General features: G+C 49.8%; 10 protein-coding genes, 1 other RNA gene and 2 pseudogenes. 8 read left to right on the top strand and 5 right to left on the bottom strand.

Translation table 11 applies throughout. From position 1 onward, the window contains the following. From HMPREF1028_RS09380 to HMPREF1028_RS13795, 4 genes and pseudogenes are all read right to left on the bottom strand, one after another. Positions 1–340, bottom strand: a pseudogene (locus tag HMPREF1028_RS09380) (IS630 family transposase); the annotation flags it as partial. Between the two features lie 343 nt (positions 341–683). Continuing rightward, a complete protein-coding gene (locus HMPREF1028_RS09375; RefSeq protein ID WP_009312555.1) occupies positions 684–1580 on the bottom strand; it encodes a polyprenyl synthetase family protein in 897 nt (298 codons plus the stop codon). After that, on the bottom strand, positions 1564–1788 hold the full coding sequence (locus HMPREF1028_RS09370) for an exodeoxyribonuclease VII small subunit (RefSeq protein ID WP_009312554.1): 225 nt from the start codon (positions 1786–1788) through the stop codon (positions 1564–1566). The genes HMPREF1028_RS09375 and HMPREF1028_RS09370 overlap by 17 nt, the downstream gene beginning before the upstream one ends. A gap of 136 nt (positions 1789–1924) precedes the next feature. Further along, a complete protein-coding gene (locus HMPREF1028_RS13795) occupies positions 1925–3589 on the bottom strand; it encodes a transferrin-binding protein-like solute binding protein (RefSeq protein WP_009312553.1) in 1665 nt (554 codons plus the stop codon). A 217-nt stretch (positions 3590–3806) separates the two neighbouring features. On the opposite strand from HMPREF1028_RS13795, the gene rnpB reads away from it, so the two are divergent. The 6 genes from rnpB to HMPREF1028_RS09340 all read left to right on the top strand — a co-directional run bounded on the left by rnpB (position 3807) and on the right by HMPREF1028_RS09340 (position 8937). Next, positions 3807–4168: RNase P RNA component class A (rnpB, locus tag HMPREF1028_RS12955), an RNA gene on the top strand. 259 nt (positions 4169–4427) lie between these two features. Continuing rightward, positions 4428–6482 (top strand): methionine--tRNA ligase, encoded by a 2055-nt coding sequence (metG, locus tag HMPREF1028_RS09360; protein ID WP_009312552.1) that lies wholly within the window; start codon positions 4428–4430, stop codon positions 6480–6482. A gap of 79 nt (positions 6483–6561) precedes the next feature. Next, positions 6562–7080: a DUF4189 domain-containing protein gene (locus HMPREF1028_RS09355; protein WP_009312551.1), complete on the top strand. Its 519-nt coding sequence runs from the start codon at positions 6562–6564 to the stop codon at positions 7078–7080. A gap of 94 nt (positions 7081–7174) precedes the next feature. After that, a complete protein-coding gene (locus HMPREF1028_RS09350) occupies positions 7175–7705 on the top strand; it encodes a DUF4189 domain-containing protein (protein WP_009312550.1) in 531 nt (176 codons plus the stop codon). 98 nt (positions 7706–7803) lie between these two features. Further along, positions 7804–8319: a DUF4189 domain-containing protein gene (locus HMPREF1028_RS09345; protein WP_009312549.1), complete on the top strand. Its 516-nt coding sequence runs from the start codon at positions 7804–7806 to the stop codon at positions 8317–8319. Positions 8320–8406: 87 nt separating this feature from the next. Continuing rightward, the gene (locus HMPREF1028_RS09340; protein WP_009312548.1) at positions 8407–8937 is read left to right on the top strand and encodes a hypothetical protein; all 531 of its coding nucleotides are present in this window, start codon (positions 8407–8409) and stop codon (positions 8935–8937) included. 16 nt (positions 8938–8953) lie between these two features. Here the strand turns inward: HMPREF1028_RS09340 and HMPREF1028_RS14785 are convergent. Beyond that, a pseudogene (locus HMPREF1028_RS14785) lies at positions 8954–9091 on the bottom strand (IS5/IS1182 family transposase); the annotation flags it as partial. Between the two features lie 53 nt (positions 9092–9144). On the opposite strand from HMPREF1028_RS14785, the gene HMPREF1028_RS09335 reads away from it, so the two are divergent. Continuing rightward, positions 9145–9738: a hypothetical protein gene (locus tag HMPREF1028_RS09335; protein ID WP_009312547.1), complete on the top strand. Its 594-nt coding sequence runs from the start codon at positions 9145–9147 to the stop codon at positions 9736–9738. A 287-nt stretch (positions 9739–10025) separates the two neighbouring features. Next, positions 10026–10826 (top strand): TSUP family transporter, encoded by an 801-nt coding sequence (locus HMPREF1028_RS09330; protein ID WP_009312546.1) that lies wholly within the window; start codon positions 10026–10028, stop codon positions 10824–10826. Positions 10827–10831: the final 5 nt, after the last annotated feature.

Raw genomic sequence — 10831 nt, 5'->3', positions numbered from 1 at the left:
TGGGTCTTGTTCTTTGTAAGTGGTGGTCTTTTTTGCGCGTCATCCCCATCTGTTTGAGTGCATAGCAAACGGCGGCTGCCGTACAATCAAAATGTTTGGCGATTTCATGCAGATAGGCATCCGGGTGTTGCCCAACATATTGAGCCAGTTTTTGCCTATCCAATTTGACGGCATTTAGACCGGTGACTTGATGTTTTAGGCTGCCTGTTTGCTTTTTAAGGCGAATCCACAGGTAAAGCGTGTTTCTTGACAGGTTAAACGTTGCTGCGGTTTGGCTGATGTTTTTGCATTGTTCGTAATAGTTTAAAGCTTTGTTCCTTAAGTCCGCAGAGTATGCCATGGTTAAACCTTCAAAGTTGAGTATTGTACTATTTTGTTTTTAATTGACTATAAAAACGGATGTTTGCAGGAACAGAAGGGCGGTTAAAACGCCTATAAAATCCACTGTTTGCGCACAACTTATCCACATTTTAATCCCAATTTATCCCGTTGAATAAAAGCATGATTCATTATAGTGGATCAACTTTAAACCAGTATGGCGTTGCCTCGTCTTGCTCTGATTTAAATTTAATCCACTATAAACGCCGTCCCTATACAAAAAGGTCGTCTGAAAATCTTGGAACTGATTTTTCAGACGACCTTTGATGTCTTAGCGGTATAAAAAGAAAAATGATTTCAAACGTTTAATTTTTCCGCGCGGTGACAAATTCCGCCAGCAGCCGCAGATGCAGGGCTTTTGCGCCGAAGGGTTCGAGCAGGGCGGCGGCTTCGGCGGTCAGGGTTTCGGCGTAGGTGCGGGCGGCTTGCAGACCCATCAGTTTGACGTAGGTGGGTTTGTTGTTGTCGCTGTCTTTGCCGGCGGTTTTGCCTAGGGTGGCGGTGTCGGCTTCGCAGTCCAACACATCGTCGATGACTTGGAAAGCCAAGCCGAGTTTGGCGGCGTAGTTGTCTAAGGTGCGGACGTCGTCTGAATCCAAATCGGGGCAGGCAAGTGCGCCCAATACGACGGCGGCGCGGATGAGGGCGCCGGTTTTGAGGCTGTGCATCTGCTCCAACTGCGCCTGATTCATGGCTTTGCCGACGTTGGCAAGGTCGATGGCTTGTCCGCCCGCCATGCCGAGGCTGCCGGATGCTTTGGCGAGCGTGGACAACATGGCGATTTGGCGTTCGGCGGGCAGTCCGGTCGGACGGCTCAATACGTCGAAGGCTTGGGTTTGCAGCGCGTCGCCGACCAAGAGGGCGGTGGCTTCGTCGTATTTCACATGGCAGGTCGGTTTGCCGCGCCGCAGGCTGTCGTTGTCCATTGCGGGCATGTCGTCGTGGACCAAGGAATAGACATGCACCATTTCAATCGCCGCCATGGCTTGTTCGACGGCGTTTTGGTCGGCATCGCCCAATTCGGACGCGGCAAGCACCAAGAGCGGGCGCAGCCGTTTGCCGCCGCCGAGGGTAACGTAACGCATGGCTTCGTGCAGCGTGTGCGGCACTTGGTTTTCAGACGGCAGGAAACGCTCCAGCAGCAATTCGGTCTGCGCTTGGGCTTTTTGCTGCCATGCTTTCAATTCATTCGCCGGGTTCAAGGTTCAGCTCCTTCAGTTCGCCCGCGTCCAATACTTGCAGCTTTTGTTCGACTTCCGCCAACTTGGTTTGGCAGTATCTGACCAGCTCGTTGCCTTCCTGATAGGCTGCCAGAGCGTCTTCCAGCGGCATTTCGCTGCTTTGCATCGACTGGGTCAGGGTTTCGAGGCGGGCGAGGGCTTCTTCAAAGGATTTGGAGGCTTTTTTCATGATGATGCGGGCAAAAAATCAAAGCGGTATTGTAGCATTTTATGGGCTGCTTCTTGGGCGGGAACGGAAAAAGGTCGTCTGAAAACCTGATTTCCAAGTTTTCAGACGACCTTTTGAGCTGATGATACGGTAAAAATCATTCTTTCAGAGCGGCGGCACCAAACGTACCGTTTTTAGATTCCAGAAGATGATCGAATCGGCCGGTAAGCTCTTCTGCTTGGGGGCCGAGGAACATACCCGACATGATTTTTTGTTCTTTCTCATCCACATGGAAGAAGCGGTTGCCGACGATTTGACCTTCCAGATTCACTTCATCAAATTCACCGTTCTCGGAATAAACCGCACCGGAGAGGGATTTGCGACCGAAGTCCACCATAAAGATGGAGTTGCCGAACGTATTGGCTTGTCCGACATCGCTGTAAAGCGCATAACCGCGGTAAAAAGCCTGACCCTCTTGAGGCATCGCTGCTTCCGGAGTAATAACGCCTTGGTAGAACATATACGATGTATGGATGTCAGTATCTCCATTTTTCAAGCCATAAAAACCGTAGCGGCCGTATTTCAGATGAGTGGCGGCAACCAAGACAGATTTTTCGTTCACATTACCGAATACTTCAGCCCTTTGAGGCTCAGTTTCAGGCAACAGCGGGATTTTTTGTCCGTCCACCTCAAGAATATTGATGTCGCCGATATGGGAAATATCGTCGCCTTCCATTCCTGATTGGGAAATTTTGCTGTAATAGCCGTCGATTTGTTGGGTTGCAACAGCTTCAGCCGCTTTACGCTCAGCTTCTGCTTTAGCTTTTTCAGCTTCTTCGGCGGCTTTGCGTTCTGCCTCAGCCTTAGCTTTCTCGGCTTCTTCAGCAGCCTTACGTTCAGCCTCGGCTTTAGCTTTCTCGGCTTCTTCAGCAGCCTTACGTTCGGCTTCAGCTTTGGCTTTTTCAGCTTCTTCAGCGGCTTTGCGTTCGGCTTCAGCTTTGGCTTTTGCAGCCTCTTCAGCCGCTTTACGCTCAGCTTCAGCTTTGGCTTTTTCAGCTTCTTCGGCTGCTTTACGTTCTGCTTCTGCTTTAGCTTTTTCAGCTTCTTCGGCGGCTTTACGTTCGGCTTTCGCCTTAGCTTTTTCAGCTTCCTCAGCCGCTTTACGTTCAGCCTCGGCTTTGGCTTTCTCAGCCTCTTCAGCAGTCTTACGTTCAGCTTCCGCTTTAGCTTTTTCGGCTTCTTCAGCAGCCTTGCGTTCCGCTTCCGCTTTGGCTTTTTCAGCTTCTTCAGCGGCTTTGCGTTCGGCTTCTTCAGCAGCCTTGCGTTCCGCTTCAGCTTTAGCTTTTTCGGCTTCTTCAGCGGCTTTGCGTTCTGCTTCTACTCTAGCTTTTTCGGCTTCTTCAGCAGCTTTACGTTCTGTTTCTACTCTGGCTTTTTCAGCTTCTTCAGCAGCCTTGCGTTTTGCTTGGGCTTTAGCTTTTTCGGCTTCTTCAGCAGCCTTACGTTCGGCTTCAGCTTTAGCTTTTTCAGCCTCTTCAACGGCTTTACGATCTGCTTCTACTTTAGCTTTTTCAGCTTCCTCAGCCGTTTTGCGTTCTGCTTCCGCTTTGGCTTTCTCGGCTTCTTCGGCTGCTTTACGCTCTGTTTCAGCCTTAGCTTCTTCAGCGGCTTTACGTCCCGCTTGGCATTCGGCGTTGCATTCTATTTTGGGTTGGTTGGTATCGCTTGAGGCGGTTGACGGCGAACCGCCTCCTCCTCCGCCTCCGCAGGCGGCAAGTAAGGATAGGGCAAGGTAAGACAGGATATGTGGATAGTTTTTCATCGTAATGTACTTTTATATTTAAAATAGTTATGTGATATTCATTTTATGGGCTTTTTTATAACATGTCATTCATTTATTTGACGAACGGTACTTTTTGTTTATAAATAGTTTATTTTATTTGAATTTTTATGTTGCGAAATGGGTAAATTTTTAGATAGGCGGTTTTTTTGGTGGTCAAACGGTTGTGATTTGCTTGTGTTATAATCCGCACTTCATACAGGTCGGACAGACAGTCGCCGCGTATCGCGTAAGGCATACGGGGAGGAAAGTCCGGGCTCCGCAGAGCAGGATGCCGGCTAACGGCCGGGCGCGGAAACGCGACGGAAAGTGGAACAGAAAGCAATACCGCCGACGGCCGCCTTCGGGCGGCACGGGTAAGGGTGAAAAGGTGCGGTAAGAGCGCACCGTGCACTTGGTAACAAGGCGCAGCAGGCTAAACCCCATCCGGAGCAAGACCAAACAGAACGCATTGACGCTGCTCGCCGAGCGTTCGGGTAGGTTGCTAGAGCGCATCAGTAATGGTGTGCCTAGAGGAATGACTGTCCGAGACAGAACCCGGCTTACCGTCCGGCCTGTATGTCCCGATTATCGAAAAGGTCGTCTGAAAACCGATTTTTGTGTTTCAGACGACCTTTTGCCATAGATATAGTGGATTAACTAAATCAGGACAAGGCGAGGCAACGCCGTACTGGTTTAAAGTTAATCCACTATAACCCGTTTTGCCCATCCTGTTCCAGCTTCACGGAATTCCCTTTTCAGACGACCTTTCCCCCGTCTCGCCCGCACGATTTACGGTATAATTCCCCATCTTTAATGATTGTTTTCCCAAGCATAAACCATGACACGCAAAATCCTCGTTACCTCCGCGCTGCCCTATGCCAACGGCAGCATCCACCTCGGCCACATGGTCGAACACATCCAAACCGACGTTTGGGTGCGCTTTCAAAAACTGCGCGGCCACGAGTGCCACTACTGCTGCGCCGACGACACCCACGGCACGCCCGTGATGCTGGCCGCACAAAAACAAGGCATCGCGCCCGAAGACATGATTGCCAAAGTGCGCGAAGAGCACCTCGCCGACTTCACCGGCTTTTTCATCGGCTACGACAATTATTACAGCACCCACTCCCCTGAAAACAAACAGTTTTCCCAAGACATCTACCGCGCGCTGAAAGCCAACGGCAAAATCGAGAGCCGCGTCATCGAGCAGCTTTTCGACCCCGAAAAACAAATGTTCCTGCCCGACCGCTTCGTCAAAGGCGAATGCCCCAAATGCCACGCCCAAGACCAATACGGCGACAACTGCGAAGTCTGCGGCACGACCTATGCCCCGACCGAACTGATTAACCCGTATTCCGCCGTTTCCGGTGCCAAACCCGAATTGCGCGAATCCGAACACTTCTTCTTCAAACTGGGCGAATGCGCCGACTTCCTCAAAGCATGGACTTCCGGCAACAACCCGCACGACGGCAAGCCCCATCTGCAAGCCGAAGCCCTCAACAAAATGAAAGAATGGCTGGGCGAAGGCGAAGAAACCACCCTGTCCGACTGGGACATTTCCCGCGACGCGCCGTATTTCGGTTTCGAAATCCCCGACGCGCCGGGCAAATACTTCTACGTCTGGTTGGACGCGCCCGTCGGCTACATGGCGTCGTTTAAAAACCTGTGCGACCGCATCGGCGTCGATTTCGACGAATACTTCAAAGCCGACAGCCAAACCGAGATGTACCACTTCATCGGCAAAGACATCCTCTATTTCCACGCCCTGTTCTGGCCCGCCATGCTGCATTTCTCCGGCCACCGCGCTCCGACCGGCGTGTACGCACACGGCTTCCTGACCGTGGACGGACAAAAAATGTCCAAATCGCGCGGCACCTTCATCACCGCCAAATCCTATCTGGAACAAGGCCTGAACCCCGAGTGGATGCGCTACTACATCGCTGCCAAACTCAACAGCAAAATCGAAGACATCGATTTGAACCTGCAAGACTTTATCAGCCGCGTAAACAGCGACCTCGTCGGCAAATACGTCAACATCGCCGCCCGCGCGTCAGGTTTCATCGCCAAACGTTTTGAAGGTCGTCTGAAAGACGTTTCAGGCAGCGCATTGCTGGCAAAACTCGCCGCCGAAAGCGACAACATAGCCGAGCAATACGAAAACCGCGAATACGCCCGCGCCCTGCGCGACATCATGGCATTGGCAGACGCCGTGAACGAATACGTCGATGCCAACAAACCGTGGGAACTCGCCAAACAGGAAGGTCAAGACGAACGCCTGCACGAAGTATGCAGCGAACTCATCAACGCCTTCACCATGCTGACCGCCTACCTCGCCCCCGTGTTGCCGCAAACCGCCGCCAACGCCGCGCGTTTCCTCAATCTGGACGCGATTACCTGGGCGAACACGCGCGAAACCCTAGGCGAACACGCCATCAACAAATACGAACATTTAATGCAACGAGTGGAGCAAAAACAAGTGGACGATTTAATCGAAGCCAACAAACAAAGCATTCAGACGACCCCCGCGCCTGTTGAAGACAGCAAATACGAAAAAGTCGCCGAGCAGGCGAGCTTCGACGACTTCATAAAAATCGACATGCGCGTCGCCAAAGTATTGAACTGCGAAGCCGTCGAAGGCAGCACCAAACTCTTAAAATTCGACCTCGATTTCGGTTTTGAAAAACGCATCATCTTCTCCGGCATCGCCGCGTCTTATCCCAACCCCGCCGAATTGAACGGCCGCATGGTCATCGCCGTCGCCAACTTCGCCCCGCGCAAAATGGCAAAATTCGGCGTATCCGAAGGCATGATCCTCTCCGCCGCCACAGCCGAGGGCAAACTGAAGCTCCTCGATGTCGATGCGGGCGCGCAGCCCGGGGATAAAGTGGGCTAAAACGCTGAAAAAAGCTGTCTGAAACCATGCAAGATGTTCGGACAGCTTTTTTTTGTATCTTCAAACCAAGGAAAAACTGATGAAAAAACTGCTTTTTATCTTATTTGGGTTGGCGAGTTTTAATACTTATGCCGCTGACCCAACCTATGATGCAACCAAAGGCGCATTGCAGAATAATTCGGCATTGTGTGCATACGGCTACAATCCCAACTGCGCATCTCCCCGCCAGTCTCGGCAGCAGCCTACGGAAATAGTTAATATCAACGTCCCATCAAAATACGGCGCATGGGCAGTCAACCCTAAGACGGGTATTGCTGGCGGGGCACTTAATCAAGACTCACGTGCCGCAGCGGAAAAAGAAGCGATTAAAACCTGTGAACATGGCGGACGCAATGCGCCGTGTGTAGTGGGGGCCTGGTTCAGAAACGGCTGTCTTGCCGTAGCACAGGGGAAATCTGGCAAAAAATTGAAGACTTTCTACGGAAATGGAGCCAACATTGGACAGGCAGAGCCAGCAGCATTAAGAAAATGTCAGGCTTCGGGATCTGTGGAATGCAAAATTGTCGTTTCTGAAGCCTGCTCGTTGCCTAAATATTGACAGGCAAAAGGTCGTCTGAAAGTTTTCAGACGACCTCGGTATCAGATTCTTACTTTAAGAAAAGAGATTACGACCAAACAAAGGAATAAGACTGATGAAAAAACTGCTTTTTATCTTCTTGGGGCTGGCAAGTTTTAATGTCTATGCCAACGGCTGCTCCGGGCAATTTGACCCCGTCAGCGGTATTTGCCGCTTTCAGGGGAATAACGGGGAAATGGTTCAATACAATATGGCTCCGCCCCAATCTTCCAACCGCGGTTCAGTCCAAAACGATTCTAAAGTCGTCAACATCAACGTCCCGTCCAAATACGGCGCATGGGCCACCAATCTTAAAACGGGTATTTCAGGCGGCGCACTTAATCAAAACTCACGTGCTGCTGCCGAAAAAGAAGCCATCAAAACCTGCGAAAAAGGCGGTCGCAATGCACCGTGTGTAGTGGCTGCTTGGGTCAGAAACGGTTGTATCGCCGTCGCACAAGGAAAATCAGGAAATAAATGGAAAGCTTTCCCGGGAGTAAAAGAGCCTGGCCTTGCCGAGGCTGAAGCATTAAGGAAATGTCAGGCTTCCGGTTATTCGCAATGCACCATTTTTGCCCCCGAAGGCTGCTCGATGCCGCAATATTGACAGGCAAAGGTCGTCTGAAAGTTTTCAGACGACCTCGGTATTAGGTTCTTGCTTTAAGAAAACAAAAGAGATTACGACCAAACAAAGGAATAAAACTAATGAAAAAACTGCTTTTTATCTTATTGGGGCTGGCGAGTTTTAATACTTATGCCGCCGACCCAACCTATGATGCAACCAAAGGCGCATTGCAGAATAATTCGGCATTGTGTGCATACGGCTACAATCCCAACTGCGCATCTCCCCGCCAGTCTCGGCAGCAGCCTACGGAAATCGTCAACATCAATGTCCCGTCCAAATACGGCGCATGGGCAATCAACCTTAAAACGGGTATTTCGGCAGATGTTATCAATGCCCCTTCCCGTGCTGTTGCAGAAAAAGAAGCGATAAAATCCTGTGAACAAGGTGGGCGTAATGCGCCGTGTAAAGTAGAGGCTTGGGTCAGAAACGGTTGTATCGCTGTTGCCCAAGGAAAAGAAGGCAAACGATGGAGAACTTTCCCTGGAATAGAAGGACCTGGTCTTGCTGAAGCGGAGGCACTACGAAAATGTCGGGCTTCAGGGCTTCCGCAATGCGAAATTACCACGCCCGAAGGCTGCTCGATGCCTAAATATTGACAGGCAAAAGGTCGTCTGAAAGATTTCAGACGACCCCTGTATATAAACTATTCATGATTTCCCCATCTGTTTTTTGAAAGTACCCATATGAAAAAAGCCTTTGTATTTTCTTTGCTGCTCGCCGGTTTGTCCGCTTCTGCCGCCGCGCAAAATCAAACCGGTGCGCCATCCGATCCTGCGGCAGATAAAAAGCTTGCCGCCGAGTGCGGGCAATTGTTTAAAGACACCAATACTTTGGCGAACGGTTCGCTTTGTTATCGGGACAATAAAGAGACCGCCGAATATTTCGACCTTTTGTCTATGGTTTTGTTGTTTAACCATCCGAAAGTCGATCAGTGCCGACAATATCCGAAACTGGAGGAAGAATTCAAAAAACAAAGCTTTCACCATCTCGACGATAAGGATTTGAAGCGCCTTTGCGCGGAAAGCCGCGAAGAACGCGACCGTTTGCGCCGTCAGGTAGAGGCGTACATGGACAGTAAGATAAAACAGTATGCGGAAGAAGAAGCCCCGCGCCGCGGTGTTCCCGTTGATGAATTGCTGCGTAAAACCGTTGCCGAAGAAACCGAACGCCGCGCCAAAGCCGATGCCTTTATCCGTCAGAAAGATGGCAGATAAGGATGATGGACGGGGTCGTCTGAAAACTTCGGGCATGAATGTATAGTGGATTAAATTTAAACCAGTACGGCGTTGCCTCGCCTTGCCGTACTATTTGTACTGTCTGCGGCTTCGTCGCCTTGTCCTGATTTAAATTTAATCCACTATAATGCGTTCCGACATTCATGCTTTATTTGAAAATATCATTCCGGTTTAAAAGGAAAAACCATGAAACAATCTGCTTTAGGCTTACTTGCTTTGATTTTATCTTTTTCAGCCGCCGCGCAAGAGCCCGCCGTCAGTTTGAATACGGAGCAGGTCGAACATTGCCGGCAAATGCTGCAAGATACGGCGCTGATTGAGGCTACGGCGAATGTATGCGGCGGGGACAATGAGGACATCAAAGACTATGCCGGGCATTTATACTCTTTGTACATGGCTGCCGATCCGCAAGCCTTGCAATGCGTCAATTACAGCATGGCGATGAAAAAAGCGGGGAAACCGCTGCCTCATTACGGTTATTCCCCTGAGCAAGACAGCAAACAATATTGCGCCCAAAGCCGCAAAGAACGCCATCTTGCCCAACAACGCGCCGAGGCTTTGGTTGAAAAAGAGCTGCCGAACATTGCCCGCAAAGTCTCCGAAGAATCGAATGCGCTTTATCAAGAGCATCAAAAGCAATTGGCGCAACGACAAAATACAGAACCGGATAACTGGGAAAAACCGAAATCTTCCAAGCAAATCTTGAACGAAATGCGCGAACAACTGGCGGCAAGCCGTAAAAAAGCGGAAATTGCCCGCTGGAAAATAGAAAAACAATAACGAAGTTTCGGACAATACGGACAGACGGTCTGCCCTGACCGGATACAAGAAACCCGCTTTTTGAAGCGGGTTTTTATTTTGGAATCGATTAAGGTTTTCAGACGACCTTTTAGCAGAAGAAACTAATTGAAGCGGTTAACTGTATTTTTGGTTTATTTTTACAAAAATAAATAGTGTTGACAATTTTTATGGTGGTAATTAATGTACTGATACTTTATTTGAAGTTTTAAACAGTCCTGCGTGCTGCTACCTACAAAAATTTAAATTTAATCAAGAGGAAACAATCTATGGAGCAACTATTTATTCCCGGCAGTATCATTGCCGATTATTTTTATCTCGGTCTTTTCCTGCTGGTTGCCGCGTCTTTGATTGCGGGCTATGTCGATGCTATTGCGGGCGGAGCCGGGCTGATTTTGATTCCCGCGTTTTTGATGGTCGGCTTGCCGCCGCAGGTCGCGTTGGCACAGGAAAAATTGGTGAGTACCATCGGTACGGTGGCTGCGATTAAAAACTTTATGAAAAGCAGTTCGATTGTATGGCGCATTGTGCCGGTCGGCATCGTTGCGGCTTTAATCGGGGCGTTTGTCGGTGCGAAAGTCATTCTGATTCTGCCTGTGGAAACCATCAATTACATCATTCTTGCGTTTTTACCCATAGGCTTGCTGGCAACTTTGTTCAAAGGCGTTTTGCTGAAAAAAGACGATGGACGCGGCGAGATAAAAAAATCTGCCGTCGCTGTCTTTTTAACTTGTCTGATTGTTGGTTTTTATGACGGTTTTTTCGGACCGGGCACGGGCAGCATTTTCATCATTGCTTTGTTTGTCATCAACAAATTGTCGTTGTTGCAGGCTTCGGCTACTTCCAAGATTTTCAATTTTGCTTCCAATATCGGGGCATTCGTCGCTTTCTTGATAGCGGGGAAAATGGCGTTCCTAATCGGAATCCCGATGATTTTGGCGAATTTGTTGGGCAACCATTTCGGCAGCCTCCATGCTATTAATTCAGACGGGGAAATCATCCGTAAGGTTTTGGTCGTAACGGTTTTGCTGATTATTGCTTCGATGGCATATAAGGCTTTTTCGGCTTGACGGAT

The sequence above is a fragment of the Neisseria sp. GT4A_CT1 genome, from assembly GCF_000227275.1.
In the GTDB taxonomy this organism is placed as follows: Bacteria; Pseudomonadota; Gammaproteobacteria; order Burkholderiales; family Neisseriaceae; genus Neisseria.
The sequence above is the reverse complement of the archived record's forward strand: the minus strand, read 5'-3'. Positions and strand labels throughout refer to the sequence as shown.

Coding starts and splice junctions, on each gene's coding strand:
- HMPREF1028_RS09370 (WP_009312554.1), bottom strand. CDS start 1,788: ATGAAAAAAGCCTCCAAATCCTTTGAAGAAGCCCTCGCCCGCCTCGAA.
- HMPREF1028_RS09350 (WP_009312550.1), top strand. CDS start 7,175: ATGAAAAAACTGCTTTTTATCTTCTTGGGGCTGGCAAGTTTTAATGTC.
- HMPREF1028_RS09355 (WP_009312551.1), top strand. CDS start 6,562: ATGAAAAAACTGCTTTTTATCTTATTTGGGTTGGCGAGTTTTAATACT.
- HMPREF1028_RS09335 (WP_009312547.1), top strand. CDS start 9,145: ATGAAACAATCTGCTTTAGGCTTACTTGCTTTGATTTTATCTTTTTCA.
- HMPREF1028_RS09330 (WP_009312546.1), top strand. CDS start 10,026: ATGGAGCAACTATTTATTCCCGGCAGTATCATTGCCGATTATTTTTAT.
- HMPREF1028_RS09340 (WP_009312548.1), top strand. CDS start 8,407: ATGAAAAAAGCCTTTGTATTTTCTTTGCTGCTCGCCGGTTTGTCCGCT.
- HMPREF1028_RS13795 (WP_009312553.1), bottom strand. CDS start 3,589: ATGAAAAACTATCCACATATCCTGTCTTACCTTGCCCTATCCTTACTT.
- HMPREF1028_RS09345 (WP_009312549.1), top strand. CDS start 7,804: ATGAAAAAACTGCTTTTTATCTTATTGGGGCTGGCGAGTTTTAATACT.
- metG (WP_009312552.1), top strand. CDS start 4,428: ATGACACGCAAAATCCTCGTTACCTCCGCGCTGCCCTATGCCAACGGC.